Origin of the sequence: Pseudidiomarina donghaiensis (assembly GCF_900116895.1) — a bacterium.
Classification (GTDB): Bacteria; Pseudomonadota; Gammaproteobacteria; order Enterobacterales; family Alteromonadaceae; genus Pseudidiomarina; species Pseudidiomarina donghaiensis.
Window position 1 is genome coordinate 779,483 of record NZ_FPCF01000001.1, and the last position, 18,419, is coordinate 797,901.

Annotated in this window: 18 protein-coding genes; 10 read left to right on the forward strand and 8 right to left on the reverse strand. The window is 50.1% G+C overall.

Translation table 11 applies throughout. The annotated features are described in order from the left end of the window. Positions 1 to 44 precede the first annotated feature (44 nt). The 6 genes from htpG (at position 45) to BM334_RS03755 (ending at position 6,581) form a co-directional block, all read left to right on the forward strand. Complete coding sequence (gene htpG / locus BM334_RS03730; protein ID WP_092838041.1) at positions 45 to 1,928, forward strand: molecular chaperone HtpG; 1,884 nt, start codon at positions 45 to 47, stop codon at positions 1,926 to 1,928. Between the two features lie 126 nt (positions 1,929 to 2,054). After that, positions 2,055 to 2,699 (forward strand): adenylate kinase, encoded by a 645-nt coding sequence (adk, locus tag BM334_RS03735; RefSeq protein WP_055438199.1) that lies wholly within the window; start codon positions 2,055 to 2,057, stop codon positions 2,697 to 2,699. A gap of 102 nt (positions 2,700 to 2,801) precedes the next feature. Then, entirely contained in the window at positions 2,802 to 3,206 is a 405-nt protein-coding gene (locus BM334_RS03740; RefSeq protein WP_092838044.1) for an MAPEG family protein, read from the forward strand. Further along, entirely contained in the window at positions 3,203 to 4,000 is a 798-nt protein-coding gene (locus tag BM334_RS03745) for an alpha/beta fold hydrolase (protein WP_241970894.1), read from the forward strand. The genes BM334_RS03740 and BM334_RS03745 overlap by 4 nt, the downstream gene beginning before the upstream one ends. A gap of 2 nt (positions 4,001 to 4,002) precedes the next feature. Beyond that, complete coding sequence (locus BM334_RS03750; RefSeq protein WP_092838047.1) at positions 4,003 to 5,196, forward strand: aminotransferase class V-fold PLP-dependent enzyme; 1,194 nt, start codon at positions 4,003 to 4,005, stop codon at positions 5,194 to 5,196. Between the two features lie 5 nt (positions 5,197 to 5,201). Continuing rightward, positions 5,202 to 6,581, forward strand: a complete 1,380-nt coding sequence (locus BM334_RS03755; protein ID WP_092838051.1) for an MATE family efflux transporter — start codon at positions 5,202 to 5,204, stop codon at positions 6,579 to 6,581. Here the strand turns inward: BM334_RS03755 and hisIE are convergent. From hisIE to hisG, 8 genes are read right to left on the reverse strand one after another with little or no spacing between them, the layout of a single operon-like run. Then, positions 6,535 to 7,152 carry a bifunctional phosphoribosyl-AMP cyclohydrolase/phosphoribosyl-ATP diphosphatase HisIE gene (gene hisIE / locus BM334_RS03760; RefSeq protein ID WP_092838054.1) on the reverse strand — a complete coding sequence of 206 codons (618 nt, stop codon included), beginning with the start codon at positions 7,150 to 7,152 and terminating at the stop codon, positions 6,535 to 6,537. The genes BM334_RS03755 and hisIE overlap by 47 nt on opposite strands. Positions 7,153 to 7,163: 11 nt before the next feature. Beyond that, the gene (hisF, locus tag BM334_RS03765; RefSeq protein WP_092838057.1) at positions 7,164 to 7,943 is read right to left on the reverse strand and encodes an imidazole glycerol phosphate synthase subunit HisF; all 780 of its coding nucleotides are present in this window, start codon (positions 7,941 to 7,943) and stop codon (positions 7,164 to 7,166) included. After that, positions 7,925 to 8,662 (reverse strand): 1-(5-phosphoribosyl)-5-[(5-phosphoribosylamino)methylideneamino]imidazole-4-carboxamide isomerase, encoded by a 738-nt coding sequence (gene hisA, locus BM334_RS03770; RefSeq protein WP_092838060.1) that lies wholly within the window; start codon positions 8,660 to 8,662, stop codon positions 7,925 to 7,927. Before hisA ends, hisF begins: the two co-directional genes overlap by 19 nt. Next, positions 8,643 to 9,254, reverse strand: a complete 612-nt coding sequence (hisH, locus tag BM334_RS03775) for an imidazole glycerol phosphate synthase subunit HisH (RefSeq protein ID WP_092838063.1) — start codon at positions 9,252 to 9,254, stop codon at positions 8,643 to 8,645. The genes hisA and hisH overlap by 20 nt, the downstream gene beginning before the upstream one ends. Then, entirely contained in the window at positions 9,251 to 10,336 is a 1,086-nt protein-coding gene (hisB, locus tag BM334_RS03780; protein ID WP_092838066.1) for a bifunctional histidinol-phosphatase/imidazoleglycerol-phosphate dehydratase HisB, read from the reverse strand. Before hisB ends, hisH begins: the two co-directional genes overlap by 4 nt. Then, on the reverse strand, positions 10,333 to 11,415 hold the full coding sequence (gene hisC, locus BM334_RS03785) for a histidinol-phosphate transaminase (protein ID WP_092838069.1): 1,083 nt from the start codon (positions 11,413 to 11,415) through the stop codon (positions 10,333 to 10,335). Before hisC ends, hisB begins: the two co-directional genes overlap by 4 nt. Next, the gene (hisD, locus tag BM334_RS03790) at positions 11,412 to 12,704 is read right to left on the reverse strand and encodes a histidinol dehydrogenase (protein ID WP_092839280.1); all 1,293 of its coding nucleotides are present in this window, start codon (positions 12,702 to 12,704) and stop codon (positions 11,412 to 11,414) included. Before hisD ends, hisC begins: the two co-directional genes overlap by 4 nt. Positions 12,705 to 12,713: 9 nt before the next feature. Further along, positions 12,714 to 13,622 (reverse strand): ATP phosphoribosyltransferase, encoded by a 909-nt coding sequence (gene hisG, locus BM334_RS03795; protein WP_092838072.1) that lies wholly within the window; start codon positions 13,620 to 13,622, stop codon positions 12,714 to 12,716. A 489-nt stretch (positions 13,623 to 14,111) separates the two neighbouring features. Here hisG and yoaA point away from each other — a divergent pair, with 489 nt between their 5' ends. From yoaA to BM334_RS03815, 4 genes are all read left to right on the forward strand, one after another. Then, positions 14,112 to 16,049, forward strand: a complete 1,938-nt coding sequence (gene yoaA / locus BM334_RS03800; RefSeq protein ID WP_092839283.1) for a DNA repair helicase YoaA — start codon at positions 14,112 to 14,114, stop codon at positions 16,047 to 16,049. Continuing rightward, positions 16,046 to 16,741 (forward strand): tRNA (adenosine(37)-N6)-threonylcarbamoyltransferase complex dimerization subunit type 1 TsaB, encoded by a 696-nt coding sequence (gene tsaB / locus BM334_RS03805; protein ID WP_092838075.1) that lies wholly within the window; start codon positions 16,046 to 16,048, stop codon positions 16,739 to 16,741. Before yoaA ends, tsaB begins: the two co-directional genes overlap by 4 nt. A 144-nt stretch (positions 16,742 to 16,885) precedes the next feature. Then, the gene (locus BM334_RS03810) at positions 16,886 to 17,467 is read left to right on the forward strand and encodes a Slp family lipoprotein (RefSeq protein WP_092838077.1); all 582 of its coding nucleotides are present in this window, start codon (positions 16,886 to 16,888) and stop codon (positions 17,465 to 17,467) included. Positions 17,468 to 17,499: 32 nt separating this feature from the next. Beyond that, complete coding sequence (locus BM334_RS03815; RefSeq protein WP_092838080.1) at positions 17,500 to 18,411, forward strand: alpha/beta fold hydrolase; 912 nt, start codon at positions 17,500 to 17,502, stop codon at positions 18,409 to 18,411. Positions 18,412 to 18,419 lie beyond the last annotated feature (8 nt).

Sequence of the window (18,419 nt, forward strand, 5' to 3'; positions counted from 1 at the left end):
TTCACTTACTGAGTCATAACCACAATAGTGTAGGAGAAATCACTATGGCGGAGACCCGTCAAGCAGAAACCCATGGTTTTCAAACCGAAGTGAAGCAATTGCTTCATTTGATGATTCATTCACTTTATTCCAATAAAGAAATCTTTCTGCGCGAGCTGGTATCGAACGCATCGGATGCTGCCGACAAGCTACGTTTTAAAGCGTTAAGCGACAGCAGCTTATTGGCCGATGACGCCGAGCTTTATGTTCGCGTTAGCGCCGACAAAGACGCTGGTACCATTACTATTAGCGACAATGGCATTGGTATGACGCGTGACGAAGTCATGACCAACTTAGGTACCATTGCCAAGTCGGGCACCGCCGATTTCTTTAGCCAATTGTCGGGCGATCAAGCCAAAGATAGCCGTTTGATTGGTCAGTTTGGTGTCGGTTTTTACTCGGCCTTTATTGTGGCCGAAACGGTGACTGTACGCACTCGTGCGGCGGGCGCAAGCGAAGCCGTTGAATGGTTCTCTCGTGGTGAAGGCGAGTACGAGCTAAAAGACATCGAAAAGGTCAAACGCGGTACAGACATTATTTTGAAACTGCGTGATGACGCCACTGAATATCTAGATGAATGGCGCTTGAAGAGCATTATTACCAAATACTCAGACCATTTGAGTATTCCGGTACAAATGCCAAAACGTGACGACGACAACAACAAACAAGAAGGCTGGGAAGCGGTTAATTCTGGCCAGGCATTGTGGACACGTGAAAAGTCGGAAATTTCTGACGACGAATACAAAGAGTTCTACAAAACTGTGGCGCATGACTTTGATGAGCCACTGCTTTGGAGCCACAACAAAGTTGAAGGTACCTCTGAGTACACTAGCTTGCTGTATGTTCCAAAACGCGCGCCGTGGGACTTATGGAACCGTGATAATCAGCATGGCATTAAGCTGTACGTTAAACGCGTGTTCATTATGGATGACGCCACGCAGTTAATGCCAACCTATTTGCGCTTTGTGCGCGGGCTTATGGATTCCGCTGACTTGCCATTAAACGTGTCGCGCGAAATTCTGCAAGACAACAAGATCACGCGGGCAATGCGTAATGGTAGTACCAAGAAAATCTTAAGTATGCTTAGCAAGTTAGCGAAAGACGATGCTGAGAAATACCAAGAGTTTTGGAATACCTTTGGTGCCGTATTAAAAGAAGGCCCAGCGGAAGACCACGCCAACCAAGAAACCATTGCCGGTTTGCTGCGTTTTGCTTCAACCCATGAAGACACCAGCGAAGCGAAGGTGAGCCTTGACGCCTACATTGAGCGCATGCCTGAAAAACAGGACAAGATTTACTACATTGTTGCCGACAGCTATGAAGCTGCTCGTGACAACCCAGCGTTAGAAATCTTCCGCAAGAAGGGCATTGAAGTGTTGTTGCTGTCGGAGCGCATTGATGAGTGGTTAATGAGCCACCTGACTGAGTACAAAGAGAAGCCGTTCCAGTCGGTAACGCGCGGTGACTTAGATCTTGGCGAGTTAGACGACGCCGAGACCAAAAAAGAGCACGAGCAAGCTGAAAAAGCCTTCAAGAAGCCGTTAAAGCGTTTTGAAGAAGCCTTGGGTGACAAAGTCAAATCAGTGCGTGTAACGCACCGTTTGACCGACTCTCCAGCGTGTATTGTCACCGACGAAAACGATATGAGCACGCAAATGGCCAAGCTCATGGAAGCTGCAGGTCAGAAAGTGCCCGAGACCAAGTATATTTTTGAGGTGAACCCAGAGCATACCTTGGTGCAACGCATTGTGGCCATGGACGACGACGCGCGCTTTAGCGAGTGGGCGAACGTGTTGCTTGATCAAGCAACGCTAGCTGAGCGTGGTAGCTTGAAAGATCCGGCGAAATTTGTCGCACGTTTGAACAAATTAATGCTCGATTTGACCTAAAACAAGCGAAAAGAGCATTGTCCGACCAAAGTCGGCAATGCTCGGACTTGTAAAGCCTGTTTGCGCAAGGTAAAGTTCGGCTTTAACTCATCCGCATTAAACACATTAAGTAAAAAGAGGTTGTTCATGCGCATTATCCTGTTGGGCGCTCCGGGCGCAGGGAAAGGTACGCAAGCGCAGTTCTTGATGAAAACCTTTGGGATTCCACAAATCTCAACGGGCGACATGCTTCGAGCTGCAATTAAAGAAGGTACCGACTTAGGCAAGCAAGCGAAAGCGGTCATGGATGCTGGCAAATTGGTATCAGACGATATCATGATTGGCTTGGTTAAAGAGCGTGTGGCACAACCAGATTGCCAAAATGGCTTTTTGCTTGATGGCTTTCCGCGAACGATTCCGCAAGCTGACGGCATGCATGCTGCTGGTATTGATGTCGACGTGGTACTTGAATTTGACGTGCCGGATGAAGTGATTGTGGAGCGTATGGCTGGGCGTCGTGTTCACCCTGGCTCAGGCCGTGTTTATCATGTCACTTACAACCCACCTAAAGTGGAAGGGAAAGATGATGAAACCGGTGATGACTTGGTGATTCGTGATGACGACAAAGAGCAAACTGTACGCAAGCGTTTGGCAATTTATCATGAACAAACCGAGCCTTTAGTGGCATATTATCGTAAACTAGCCGAGCAAGGTCAGGTTAAGTTCCATAATATTGATGGAACCGGCGATGTTGATGCCATAAGCGAGCAGCTTGGTCGTTTATTGAAATAATCAATAGCCGAATCGATTTAAAAAAAAGCCCACCTTGCGTGGGTTTTTTTGTATGCTCTTAACGAATAACCAATAACGAATAACGAAAAAAGGATTCACTCCATGGATTTTAACTTACCGATTACCATGTTGTTTGCTGGCTTACTAACACTGCTGTATTTCGCACTGTCGGTGAATATTATTCGCCTACGTTGGCGCGACCGCGTGGGTATTGGCACCGGTGACTCGCAAGACTTGAAAGTTGCAGTGCGCATACATGGTAACTTTGCCGAATATGTTCCATTGTCATTAGTGCTCTTTGTACTTATGGAATGGCATGGTGCCGCAAGCACATTGTTATACGTGTTAGGGGGCGTTTTATTTGTAGCGCGTATTTGCCATGCCTTAGGCTTAACCATGAGTGTCGGCCCGTCGTGGGCGCGTACGGTTGGCGTATTGGGCACCTTTAGCGTATTGCTGATGCAAGCGGGCTACTTAATCGGTGCCTTTATTGGTGGCGTATTATGATGGATTTTCCCGGCGTGCATCGTTTTGGTGCGGTAGGTAAAGCGCCAATGCTGTTATTACACAGTTCGCAAAGTAATAGCGGGCAATGGCGTGCTCTTATTCAGCAGGTTCAAGCTGACTACGATATTTTAGCGATTGATTTACTCGGCTACGGTAAAGCGCCGGCCGTGCAGGATATTGAACCCGAGGCCTTTCGTTTTGCCGATGAGTTGCCCCGCGTTTTAGAAGCGGTTAAAGCCGCTGACTGGCGGCAGCCCATTACCTTGGTTGGGCATTCTTATGGTGGTGCTTTAGCACTTAAATTGGCACTGGAGCAACCGGTGCCGGTGCGTCAACTGGTTGTTTATGAGCCAGTAGCGTTTCATGTATTAACAGCGAATGAACCGGCTCGACAAGAAATTGAAGCCATAGCGGCACAAATGTATCAGGCTGATGAAACGGCCGCTACGCGCGGGTTCGTTGATTATTGGAATCAACCCGGCTTTTTTGACGCTTTACCCGAGCGTATGCGCCAAGGTATGACTCTGCAGGCGAAAAAGGTGACCATGGACTTTGCCGCATTAATGGGAGAGCCACATAAGCTTGCCGATTATCGCAATGTGCAGGTGCCAGTGTTGTTATTGCAGGGCCAATACACCCAAGAAAGCGCGCGCTGTGTGGCGCACCATTTATTACAAGTGCTGCCCGATGTGCAAACGCAAACAATTCAGGCTGGCCATATGGGGCCTATTACTCATGCCAGTGACGTTAATCAAGCTATTATTGGGTTTTTAGAGCACCAGTTGGTGAGTTAATTATGGCCAAACCTTGTGATCATGACTTTGCATTTCTGCAGCAACAGTCAGAGTTTATGTACCTTGATAGTGCAGCAACCTGTCAGGTACCAACACCTGTGCTAGAAGCCTATAGTCATTATTACCGTCACCAGCACGCGAACGTACACCGCGCTAGCCATCGTTTAGGGCGCGCAGCAACCGCCGCGTTAGAAAATGCCCGCAATGTATTTGCTAAGTATGTGGGAGCTGAGGCCGAAAATATCGCGTTAATGAGCTCAACCACGGCGGCGCTCAACGGCCTTGCCGAGCAGTTGCCAATTGACTGGCAACCCGGCGATGAAGTGCTATTAAGTTATGCAGAACATCATGCAAATATCTTACCTTGGCAACGCTTAGCTAAGCGTTACAAATTGCATTTGCAGTTTATTTCAATTGACCAGCATACCGGCAAACTGGGCGACTGGCGCACGTTACTGAACGCGCGCACCAAAGTGGTCAGTATAACCGCAGCAAGCAACGTCACTGGCGCGGTGTTTGATATTAAAACCTTGTTAGCAGCTGCCAAGGCGCAGGGGGCCATAACCGTTGTCGATGCGGCCCAAGCCGCTGCGCATGTGCCCATCAATGTGAACGATTTACACTGTGATGCGTTGGTGTTTAGCATGCACAAAGTTTACGGTGTCAATGGCTGCGCACCGCTATATTTGCACCCCGAGTTGTGGCCTCGCATGCAGCCATTTCAAGTGGGGGGTGGTATTGTTCAGGAAGTTTCGCCGCGCAGTGCACAGTGGGTGCCGACCATTCAAAAATTTGAAGCTGGGAGCCCAAATACGGCGGCGGCAGTTGCTGGCGCTACCGCAATTGACTGGCTAACCAAACAGCAACCGCATCAGCACTTAGCTCAATTACGCACGCAATTTGTAGAGCAATTGTCGCAGCGGCCATGGTTAACCGTGTTGCCGGCGGGTGACCACACCACGCCGACCGTGGCTTTTTACAGCTTAGGGTGGCAAGCGTTTGATATTGCAACCTGGCTTGATCAACATGACATTGCGGTGCGTGCTGGGCATCACTGTGCACAATTGTTATTGCAACAATGGCAGCTACCAGCGGTCGTCAGAGTGTCCTTTGGCGCGTATAATAGCGCCGCAGATATTTCTCATTTTCTTTCTACATTGGATGCTGGCTGGGATATTTTTTCAGCCTTGGAGTAGCAGACGTGCAACAAGCCAATCATTGGTGGACCGAGTCGGTGAAGCTGGCGCGGCTTACTGGGCCGATATTAATCGCGCAACTCACGCAAATGCTCATGAGCGTTGTCGATACGCTGATGGCTGGGCGAGTTAGTGCCACTGATTTGGCAGCCGTGTCGGTAGGTGGCAGTATTTGGGTGCCTTCAACCTTGATTATTATGGGCTTAGCACTTGCTTTGGCGCCAATCATTTCGCATTTCGATGGCTCTGGCAAGCACCATAAAATTAGTAATATGGTGCAACAAGGATTATATGCAGCGCTTGGTGCAGGCTTATTATGCTTCGCGGTTATTCTATGTGCGCCACTTATTTTGAATGCCATGTCGGTAGAGGCTGAGTTTCGCCAAATCACGCTCGACTATTTGTTTTATATTAGTTTTGGTATTCCGGCGTTAGTGCTGTACATGGTGCTGCGTAACTTCTGTGAAGGGCTATCACATACCGTACCGTCGTTGGTAATCGGAATTTTAGGGCTAATTGTTAACATACCAGTGAACTATATTTTTATTTATGGTGAGTTCGGTATGCCGGCACTTGGTGGGGCAGGCTGTGGCTTGGCAACCGCAATTGTGTTGTGGGTTATGGCGCTGGGCATGCTGATCTATTCAGTGTTTGCCAAACGTTTTAAAAAAATACGGGTATTTGGGCAGTTTCACGCGCCGAATTGGGATGATATTTGGTATGTGGTGCGCATTGGCTTCCCTATTGCTACGTCCATGTTTTTTGAAGTGAGCTTGTTCGCTGCCGCAGCCTTGGTCATCGCGCCGCTTGGGGCCACGGTGGTCGCTAGCCATCAAATTGCTTTGAACATTTCGTCGCTGGTTTACATGGTTCCTTTAAGTTTATCCATGGCGGTAACACTGCGTGTTGGCTTTGCGCTTGGCGCTGGCAACCCGGCGAACGCGATGTTAAGTCATAAGCTCGCAACCTTGTACGGTGTTACGTTCGCAGCTGTTAACGGGTTGATTATGTATTTAGCTGGGGCGTGGTTAGCCGGCATTTATACTGACAACCAAGCGGTTATTCAGTTGGCGGCAACGTTAATGGGCCTCGCTGCCATTTTTACCATTTCCGATACCTTTCAAGCCATTGCCATTGGTACCTTGCGTGGGTACAAAGACACCAAAGTGGTCATGTTTATTACGTTCTTGTCGTACTGGCCGTTTGGTTTAACGCTAGGTATTTTGCTGTCATTAACCGACTGGATAGTGCCGGCGATTGGTGCCGCCGGCATGTGGATTGGCTTTATCTCTGGCTTGAGTGTGGCGGCCGTATTGTTAACCTGGCGCTTGCGCGTGGTTAGCCGCCGTTATGACGCTGAGCAAGCACAGCTAGCACATCGTTAAGTGAACGGTCGCGCGCCGCTAGCACCACCAACAAATGGTAGAGTAAATCGGCACTCTCGTTCAATAACTCTTTGTCGTCGCCGGCCACGGCGGCGAGTGCTACTTCCACACCTTCTTCGCCAACTTTTTGCGCAGCGCGCTTAATGCCTTGGGCAAACAGGCTTGCGGTATAGCTTGAGTCTACCGGCGCACCTTTGCGTGACTCAATAATGTCATTGAGCTTTTGCAACATGGGCACGGCTTGTTCGTCAGTAAAGCAGCTACGCGTGCCGAGGTGGCACGTGGGGCCATTGGGTAGGGCAATCACCAGTAGGCTGTCACAATCGCAGTCTGTGTGCACGCTAATGAGCTCAAGGGTATGACCTGAACTTTCTCCTTTGCACCAGAGTCGTTGTTTGCTACGACTATAAAACGTGACTAAATTGCTGCTCAGTGTTTGTTCTAAAGCCGCTTGATTCATAAACCCTTGCATCAAAATTTCGCCGCTATAGGCATGTTGTACTATAGCGGGTAACAAGTTGTCGGTTTTGGCAAAATCAAGCTGCGTTATTTGGTCTGCAAGAATACGCATGGGACATCCTTTTAGGTTGCGGGGCGAACGGCTATGCCCGCATCGATTAATGACTGTTTAAGTGTCGGTATGGCAATAATGCCTTTGTGAAACACTGAAGCAGCAAGGGCACCATCGACATTGGCGTCAGTAAATACTTGCTGAAAATCCGCAATGCTACCTGCACCGCCAGAGGCAATTAACGGCACCGGACAGTCGTTGCGCAGAGCGCTGAGCTGCTCAATGTCGTAGCCTTTGCGTACCCCGTCTTGGTTCATACAGTTTAAGACAATTTCGCCAGCGCCTCGCGCCACCACTTCACGCAACCAGTCGCGGGTTTGCCAAGTGGTTTTTTGAGTGCGGCTTTCGTCGCCAGTAAACTGGTACACATCGTAGGTATTGGTTTCGCTATTGTAAAAACTATCAATACCAATGACGATACACTGCTGACCAAATTCTTCGACCAGGCTGTTAATGAGCTCAGGGTTACGCAGGGCAGGGGAATTGATCGATATTTTGTCGGCGCCCATGGCTAATATTTCCTGCGCTTGAGCGATGGAACTAATACCTCCAGCTACGGTAAACGGAATATCGATAACACGGGCAATGCGCTCAACCCATGATTTGTCCACCACGCGAGCGTCTGCTGACGCGGTAATGTCATAAAATACTAGCTCATCAGCGCCGGCCTGGGCATATTGCTCGGCTAAAGGTTCAATAGCCCCGATAACTTCGTGGTTACGAAACTGCACGCCTTTAACCACTTCACCATTGCGCACGTCTAGGCATGGAATTATGCGTTTGGCCAGCATGAAAGCGCCTCCTCAAGGGTAAATTTTCCGGTAAGGAGGGCTTTCCCCAAAATAGCGGCGTCACAACCAATGGCTTGTAATAATTCAAGATCGTTGAGCCCAGCCACACCACCGGAAGCCTGTACTTGAACTTGTGGATAGTCGGTTTTGAGCTGTCGGTATAAGTTAATATTGCAGCCGCTCAGCATGCCGTCACGACTAATATCAGTGCACAACACGTGACGCAAGCCATAGGGTAAGTAGGCGTCAATAAGTTGATTGAGTGTTAACTCTGAGGTTTCTTGCCAGCCATGAGTTGCAACATAGGCAACACCGTTGGCGTCAATGTTCACGTCAAGGGCTAAAACAATGGCATCAGGGCCATAGGTTTCAAGCCATTGCTGCACCAAACGCAGCTCACGTACTGCCACCGAGCCAACCACTACGCGTTGCACACCAGCGTTAAATAGCCCTTCAAGATCGGCTTGGCTACGAATACCACCGCCAACTTGTATGTTCATGGTGGTAGCAGAGGTAATGTCCTTCAGCAATGCGAGTTGGCGTTTGGCAGGGTCACGCGCACCATCAAGATCAACCAAGTGCAACCATTGCGCGCCTGCTTGTTGGTAATCAGCAACAATAGGCAGCGGGTTGCTAGCAAAGGTCGTTTGCCGCGCAAAGTCGCCTTGCTGTAAGCGAACCACTTCGCCATTAATTAAATCAAGCGCGGGTATTAACATCGGTTAACTCCAAAAAGTTTTTTAACAGTTGTGCACCGGCTGCGCCTGAGCGTTCCGGGTGAAATTGCGCACCAAAGTAATTGTTGTGGCGAATCATTGCGGCAAAGGTTTGCCCGTAGTCGCACGTGGCAATGGTGGCATCATCGGGCGCCACGGCATAGCTGTGCACAAAATAAAACCAAGCTTGCTCAGGTGAAATATTGGCCAGTAACGGATTGTTCTGGCTGGCTTTTACAGTGTTCCAGCCCATATGTGGCAAGGGTAAGTCTTGCGCTTGCATGCGCAGCGTACGCGCTGGAATAACGCCTAGGCAATCCACATTGCCCTCGGCTGACCAGTTGGTTAGCAACTGCATACCCAGGCAAATACCCAGCACCGGTTGTTCAAGCTGTTTGAGTACGTTTACTAATTCAAGCTGCTGCAGGTTGCGCATTGCCGCCTGAGCGGTACCAACGCCTGGCAAAATAACTTTGTCAGCACTGCGAATGCGCTCGGCGTTTGCGGTAACCTCAGGCTTTACGCCAAGGCGCTCGAACGCAAAGCGTACCGAGCTTAAGTTTGCGCAAGCGGTATCAACAATAACTAAACTCATGCCAGCATTCCCTTACTTGACGGTAGGGCATTGTCACCCGAACGCGCGACGGCTTGACGCAGCGCGCGACCAAATACTTTGAACAAGCTCTCAACTTGGTGGTGTGCATTACCTTCGGTAGTACTCACGTGCAATGACACCGCTAAAGCGTCGCTGATTGAGCGGAAAAAGTGCCCAACCATTTCGGTAGAAAGCTCGCCGACTTTGTCGCGACTAAAGGGCGCAGAAAATTGCAAATACGGGCGACCCGACAAGTCAATCAGGCACTCTGCCCGGCATTCGTCCATAGGCAGGGCAAAGCCAAAGCGGCCAATGCCACGCTTTTCGCCTAGTGCCTGGCGTAGTGCTTGGCCAAGTGCTAAGGCGGTGTCTTCTACCGTGTGGTGCTCATCAATGTGCAAGTCGCCGCTGACATTAATTTGCAACGAAATACCTGCGTGCGTAGCAATTTGTTCAAGCATGTGGTCGAAAAAGCCAATGCCGGTATTCATACGAATTGGTGCGGTTGCGTCTAGGTCCACTTGAATGTCGATGTCCGTTTCACGGGTAGTGCGACGCACTTGCGCTTGGCGCGGCTGTTTCAATAACTGGTGCGCAATTTGCTGCCAAGTTAAGTTGGCGCGGTCGTAACGTAGGCCGCGAATGCCCATGTTTTCGGCCAACTGCATGTCGGTTTCACGATCACCAATCACATACGAATTGGCGAAATCTACTTTGCCCTGCACCAAGTAGTCACGCACTAAGCCCAGTTTTGGTTTGCGGCACGTACAGTTATCGGCATCAAAGTGTGGGCAAATCAATACGTCATCAAAGCGAATGCCTTGTGAGCTAAACACCGCCATCATTAGGTCGTGAGGCGCGTCAAAGTCTGCTTGCGGGAAGCTGTCGGTGCCCAAGCCGTCTTGGTTCGACACCATCACTAAGCGATAACCTTGGTTTTGCAGCGCCAACAAGGTAGGAATAACGTCGGGTTCAAACACTAACTTGCTAATACTGTCGAGTTGCTTGTCAATTGGCGGCTCTTCCACAAGTGTGCCATCGCGGTCTATAAACAAAATTTTCTGTGCCGTGGCTGTACTCATGGCAATACCTCCATTAACTTCTGCATTTCGGTTGCGCTACCAATGCTGACACGAACCGTGTTATTTAACCCACGCTGGGCTGACTGATTACGAATAAGCACGCCGTTGGCAGCGCAATCGCTCACCAGTTGGGCCGCATCGGGCACACTAATCAGGACAAAGTTGGTGACACTTGGCCACACTTTGAGCGCCCATGGCTTGCGGCTTACCCATTGGATAAAATCATCACGCAGCGCTTTGGTTTCGGCAACCAAAGCCTGCATGCGCGCAATATTTGTCGTGCTTAGTGCAGCCGTTGCCGCTTGTAAGCTGGGTTGAGGCATTGGGTAGGGTGCAATAACCTTGCGCAACACCTCAATGATATCTGTATTCGCCAGCGCAAAACCGCAACGAATCGCCGCTAAGCCAAATGCTTTGGATAGTGTGCGTAAGACCACCAATTGTGGATAATCGTTCAGCCATTGCGCGGCGCTAACTTGGTTACTGTTGTCGACGAACTCTATGTAGGCCTCATCCACAATCACCAGAGCGCGCGAACCTACGGCCTTAATAAAGGCTTTTAAAGCCTCGCGATTAACGCGATTACCGAGCGGGTTGGAAGGTTGGCAAATAAACACCAACTTAACGCTATCTAGCGCAGCTAACATAGCTTCAGTGTTCAGTTGCAAGTCACCGTCGGCATCAGCAACGAGCGGCACATCAATAACCTTTGCGCCTTGGGTTTGAGCGCTTATCGCGTACATGCCGTAAGTTGGGGTGGTGATCATAATGGCATCACGCCCGGGTTCACAGAAACTACGAATTAAAAGGTCAATGGCCTCGTCGCTACCGCGGCAGCTAAGTACCTGCTCAGTGGCCACACTAGCATAGGTTGCATAAGCGCCATTTAAGCTGTCGCTTTGAAAGCTAGGATAACGATTCAACATAGCGTCTTGTGCATCACCGGTGGTAAGGCTTGGCGGATAAGGCGCTTCATTGGCATTCAGCCACACGCCATCGCCGCTCATGCTGCGGCGCGCCGATGCGTAGGGCGTTAAAGCGGCTAGGTGCTGGCGCTGTAATTGTTCAGCAATGCTCATGAACCTTCCTCCAAGCGAATACTCACGGCGCGCGCGTGGGCGCGAAGGCCTTCAGTTTCGGCCAAGGTAATAATGGCGTCGGCAAGCTCGCTCAAGCCGGCTTTGCTGACCTGTTGCGTGGTGAAGCGACGATAGAAATCAAGCAAACCTAAGCTGCTGTAATTGCGCGCAAAGCCATAGGTTGGCAGCACGTGATTGGTGCCCGTGGCGTAATCACCGCCAGACTCTGGCGTAAAGTGGCCAATAAATACCGAGCCGGCAAGGTTCACTTGTTCAACCGCTTCGTCGGCTTTATCAAACTGCAACGACAAGTGTTCTGGCGCATAACGTTGACTAATGGCAAAGGCTTCGGCTAAGTCACGGGTTTGAATCAGCGCACTAGACGCCAAGGCTTGGCGAGCGGTTGCGGCGCGCGGCAAAATAGCCAGTTGCTGCTCAATCGCTTCGGCTGTTGCCTGAAGCAGTTTTGCACTTGGGCTCAATAAAATAACCTGCGAATCAACCCCGTGCTCGGCTTGCGAAAGCAAGTCGGCTGCAACAAAGCTTGGATTAGCGCTGTCATCAGCAATCACGAGTAACTCCGATGGGCCTGCGGGCATATCGATAGCTGGGCCCCCTGGCAACTGCGCAACTTGTTGTTTCGCGGCTGTGACATAGCTATTGCCTGGACCATAAATTTTCGCAACCGGCGCAATAGACTCCGTGCCAAGCGCAAGCGCCGCAATAGCTTGCGCACCACCGCAGCGATACACCTCAGTGATGCCACATTTTTGTGCAACATACATAAGCGCTGGGCTCAGTTCGCCATTTTTGTCCGGCGGGCTAACTAACACGCGGCGCGGGTTATTCGCTATTTGAGCGGGCACACCTAACATCAGCGCGGTTGACGGTAACACCGCGGTGCCGCCTGGAATGTACAACCCAACCGCATCTAAAGGGGCAAAGCGTTGCGTACACACCACCCCGGGCGCCGTTTCTACAGTAATGTCCTTCGGTTTTTGGGCCTGGTGAAACGCCGCAATGGTGCTATAGGCTTTATCAATGGCCGCACGAACACTAGGTTCAAGTTTGGCTGCCTGTTCGGCGATTTCCTCGGCGCTATAACGTAACTTCCGCAGCGATTCGCAATCGAACTGTTGAGTGTATTGCAGCACTGCCGCATCACCATTTTGGGCAACGGCGTCAATAATGGCCGCAACTTGTTGCTGTAAGCTCGCCGACTGCGCTTGGGCAGGGCGTGCAAGCAACTGCTGTTGCTCAATCGAGCTTAATAAATTCCATTGCTTAATACGCACGGTTTACCCCATCATTTTTTCAATTGGCATCACCAGAATTGAACTACAACCAATCGCTTTTAACTGCTCCATGGTTTCCCAAAATAACTTTTCGGTACTGACAACGTGCACTGCGACAAGCTCCTCAGTGTGGCTGAGCGGAAGTATAGTTGGGCGTTCAGCGCCTGGCAGCAGTTCAACCACTTGCTCAAGTTGACTCACCGGGGCGTGTAGCATGATGTACTTGCTTTCACGGGCCATTTGCACCCCATCAATACGCGGCAGCAATTGATCGATAATGGCTTGTTTTGCAGCGCTCAGTGGTTCTGGGCGCTGTATCAGCTGCGCTTGCGAGCGGAATATGACTTCTTTTTCTACCAAACCATTCGCCTCTAACGTGGCGCCAGTAGATACCAGATCACAAACTGCGTCGGCAAGGCCAGCCCGCGGTGCAACTTCAACACTGCCAGTTAATATGGCGTTGCTCGCGTTTACACCTTGTTGCTTTAAGTAGTTTTGCAATAAATATGGGTAGGTGGTGGCAATGCGTTTGCCTTCTAAATCTTGCACACCGCGGTAACCTTCTTCTTTAGGCACGGCAATAGACAAACGGCACTGGCCAAAGTCGAGCGCACGTAAACGCTGCACGCTACAGGCCAAATTTAATGCCTGGCGCTCTAGGCGTACTTCTTCAAGGACGTTTTCGCCTACTAAACCTAAATCGACCACGCCATCCATGACCAAGCCCGGAATATCATCATCACGAACTCGCAGTAAGTCGACCGGCTGATTACTGCTGTGCGCCAATAACCGTGCCTCGTGCAAACTAAACTTAAAACCACAAGCCTGTAGTAATGCGATCGACTCTTTGCTTAAACGCCCTGATTTTTGAATGGCGATAGTTAAACGCTGTGAATTCTTATCAACAACCATAATTTTTTCCCTTAATAAAAAACCCCGCGAAGGGAGCGCCTTGCGGGGTTCATTGATTCTTTAGTGAAGGCAGCCCCAAAACAATTGGTTAGCCTTCAGTACACACTGGGCTAACGTGTTCGATTGTGATGATGGTGATGCCAAGTTGTGTACATTAAAGCCTCGTTATTCGTTATTCGTGCGCTGCGCTGTTTGTGCGCTTCGCTGTTCGTACGGGCTTCGCCCTGTTCGTTTAATATGTCGGTAATTGTATAGTGTTAAGTATTGCTGTCAACTTTGGTTTGTATGGCTTTTTAAATTTCCTGTATCAAGTTGTATAGCTTATTTGGTTTTGTAGTAACGAGTAACAAATAACAAATAACAAATAACGAATAACGAATAACGAGTAACGACTAACCAACAGCGAAGCGCACGAACCACGAACAGCACAGCGGACGAATCACGAATTTCATGTTAAAGTTCTGGAATCATTTAGAGCAAACACAATTCATGTCAAAAGTTACCTCACAATTTCAAGCCGATGGCGTACTTGCGCGCACATTGACTGGCTTTCGCGCGCGGCCGTCGCAAACGACAATGGCCGAAGCGGTGGAACGTGCGCTGGCGCAGAAGTCGCAACTAGTGGTTGAGGCTGAAACCGGTACGGGCAAAACCTTTGCGTACTTGGTTCCGGTGCTATTAAGTGGCGGTAAAGCCATTGTTTCTACTGGTACGAAAGCACTGCAAGAGCAGTTGTTTCACCGAGATTTACCAGCGCTACGAGACGCCTTGGCGCCACGAAAAATGGTCGCATTGTTGAAGGGGCGCGCTAATTACTTGTGTCTTCATCGTATGAATCAGGCGGTGGCGCATAGTGGTGAGCTAAGTAAAGAGCAGCAAAGTCAGTTAGTCGAAGTGAGAAAATGGGCGCAGCGAACCGATGACGGTGATGTAGGTGCACTGAATATTTTGCAAGAAGATGCTGCTATTTTGCCGCAAGTGACAAGTACCGTGGATAATTGTTTGGGGCGTGATTGCCCAGACTACGATGCGTGTTATTTGGTGAAGGCGCGCAAAAAAGCGATGGATGCCGATTTGGTGGTGGTAAATCATCATTTGTTTTTTGCCGACATGGCATTGAAAGATGTTGGCTTTGGTGAGCTAGTGCCGCAAGCCGATGCGGTGATATTTGACGAAGCGCACCAACTGCCCGATATAGCTAGCCAATATTTTGGCGAAGCGGTTTCAAGTCGTCAGCTGCAAGAGCTGGCGCACGAACTTAAGGTATTGTACCTCACCGAGTTAAAAGACTTACGACAGCTTGATAAAGCAGCCGACAAGTTATTAGGCAGCCTCAAAGATTGGCGCTTGGTATTTCCCAATGACCCCATGCGCGGCAACTGGCGCGATTTTTCCAAACAGCCAGCGGTGCAGTTGGCGGCAAATGTGGTGGCCGAACATTTAGAGTTTTTGCGCGAGGTGTGTAAAAGCGCGTTGGGGCGCCATCAAGATCTTGATAATGCCTATGAGCGGTGCGTGCAATTTTTACATAAATGGCAGCAGCTTCAAGATGTTAGCCGCACTGGCTTCAGCTTTTGGTTTGAAACCACCGTACGCCAAGTCACGCTGCATCAAACGCCGCTGAGCGTTGCCGATAAATTCGGTGGTTATTTGCAGCGCAGCGACATGGCGTGGGTTTTTACCTCGGCGACATTGGCGGTCGGTGAAGACTTTAGTCATTTTACCGAGCAGTTAGGTATAGAGCAGGCTGAGAGCTTGTGCTTACCCAGCCCCTTTAATTTTAACGAGCAAGCATTGTTGTGTTTGCCTCGCTATTTGCCGCAACCGCACGAACGTGACATGCCGTCGGCACTGCTTGAAGTGGTGTGTGAGGTGCTAGAACACAATGAAACCGGCGGTACCTTTGTATTGTTTACCAGTCACCGAATGCTGCAGATGATCGCTAAACTTTTGGTGAATCGCACCGATCGCCCGTTACTGGTGCAGGGCAGTACCAGCAAACGTGACTTGCTTGAGCAATTTATTGCTGCCGGTAACGGCATTTTGCTAGGTACCTCATCCTTTTGGGAAGGGGTGGACGTACGAGGTGATGCGCTGCGCTGCGTGATCATTGATAAACTGCCGTTTGCCAGCCCAGACGACCCATTGTTGCAGGCGCGCGTGGAAGATTGCCGACTGCGTGGCATCGACCCCTTTGCTCAGGTACAATTGCCGCAAGCGGTTATTGCTTTGAAGCAAGGAGCTGGCCGGCTTATACGCGATGCCGACGATCGCGGTGTATTAATTGTGTGCGATCAACGCTTAGTGACGAAGCCTTATGGTGGAATTTTTCTGACCAGTTTGCCGGCCATGCGGCGCACACGCAGTTTAGACGTTGCCCTCGAATTTCTTGATAGTTTGGAACGTACACAGGAGCCTACAGAGTGAAATTAGCGGCTGTTTTAGCCATTGATACGTCAACTGAGCAATGCTCGGTCGCCTTGAAAGTTGGCGAGCGTACAGTCACGCGTGCTGCGATAACGCCGCGTGAACATTCACAGCGTATTTTAGGTTTTGTACAAGAAGTACTTGCCGAGCAGCAAATTAGCTTAGCTGATATTGACGCTCTGGTGGTCGGGCATGGCCCAGGCAGCTTCACCGGCGTGCGCATTGGGGTGTCGGTGGCACAAGGCTTAGCGTTTAGCCATGACATTCCAGTCATTGCCGTGAGTACTTTGGCGGCGTTGGCGCAGCAAGCAATTCGTTTGCACCATGCCGAAACTGTGGTTAGCGCTATTGATGCCCGTATGCAGGAAATATATGTGGCGCCATTTAGTAACCACAATGGCTTTGCAACAGCGTTTGGCGAGCCGCACATGGCGCCTTTAGAAAATATTACTCAGCAGCCATGGTGGCCTGCGCTAACGGGCACTGTTGTTGGTGCCGGTACGGGTTGGCAAGCTTATGGCGATGCATTAAACCCAGGCAATGTCGTTGCTGTGCTAGATGATGTCACCTTACCGCTAGCTGAAGACATGTTAGAGTGGGCACTGGCTCATGGCGAACCAGTTGCCGCAGAAAAATTAGAGCCGTTGTACGTGCGCAACGAAGTTGCTTGGAAAAAACTGCCTGGGCGATAAGTTTGGGCGGTCAGTACGAGCGGTAAGTTCGGGTGTAAATCACAATGAATAATTCCGCAGCGGGAACTTACTAGGCAATTTGGCGATCTAAAGTCTATATTTTCAACATGACCTTCGTTGTTGTGGTCTTAAGAGGTAGTGGTTATGAAAGCATGGATAAAACACTCAGCAATTGTTGTCGCGGCGCTTTCCTTAGCGGCGTGTTCAGCGGTGCCCGATAGATTGCAAGTAGCCAATGAAGACGCTCTTGTTGCCTACGAGATGGTGCTTGAAGCACCGAACGCCAACAACGGTGAAACCGCACGCTGGGGCGGTGTCATTGCTGAGGTGAGAAACTCAGATTCAGGTACCGTTATTGAGGTGGTTAACTTTCCGCTCAATTCGTGGGGGCGCCCAGTGCCAGGCGAGCAAAGTTCTGGCCGGTTTCGTGCCACGTTAAATGGCTTTGTTGACCCTATGGTATACACCCAAGGTAGCGAAGTCACCTTTACCGGAACTGTGGCTGGCGTAGAAAAGGGCACCATTGGCGAGTATAACTACTTGTTTCCGCTGCTCAATGTGTCTGCTAAGTATTTATGGCCTGAGCGCAAAGAAAAAGCGCAAATGGAAGTGAATTATGATGCCTTATGGTATCGCCATTATTATTACACGCGGCCGTTTTACCCAAGCCCTGTATATATTCCGGGCCCGGTAATGAAAGAACAGCCGAAACAAGGCAATAACTAATAATAACCAATAAAAACGAAAGCCAAATTAGCATGTTAGATAATACATTGTTATTTCAACAGGCTCGGCAATGTGCCGAGCCTGTTGCTTTTCAACTGCCGTGGGGTGTTATTCGCGGTTTAGCTTGGGGTAACCCCGAGGGTGAGCCTCTGTTGGCATTACATGGGTGGCTTGATAATGCGCATAGTTTTGTGCCGCTGGCCGATGCGTTTTTGCAGAGTGAGTTAGCGCAGCGATATCGGCTGATTGCCATTGATTGGGCTGGTCACGGGCATAGTGACCACCGTCCGGTCGGCAATTTTTATCCGTTTATGGATTACGTGTATGACCTGTGGTACCTGTGCCAGCAGCAACAATGGTCGCAGGTAACTATTGTAGCGCATTCTATGGGGGCTTATGTGGCAAACATGTATGCCGGCATAGAGCCGCAACGTGTGACACACCTGCTCGCCATCGAAGCATTTGGGCTGTTAGCGTCAACCGCTGCAGATACCACCAATGATTTGCGGCAGGGCTTTCAAAGCCGCTGGCAGCAGCAAGATAAAAAACGCCCGCATTATCGTGATTTGAATACGGCTATTGCAGCGCGCACGCACGCTGGCGATTTTTCGCGTGAACTAGCGGCGCTATTGGTCGCACGCGGCATTGAACAACTGGGTGAGCATGACTTTCGCTTTCGCGCTGACGGGCAACTACGCTTAAAGTCACCGGTGCGCTTAACCGCAGAGCAAATAGCCGATGTGTTAAGCCATATTACTTGTTCGTTTGATGTGGTACTTGGTAGCGCGGGGCATGAGCGTTTAAAGCAAGCCATCACCGCTTGGCGGCCCTATGTAAAACAGCTGAACGTGCATGAGTTAGAAGGCGGGCACCATGTGCATATGGAGCAACCAACTGCGATTATTGGGCTATTATCACAGATAACTTGCACGCACAATGGCTAGGCAACACT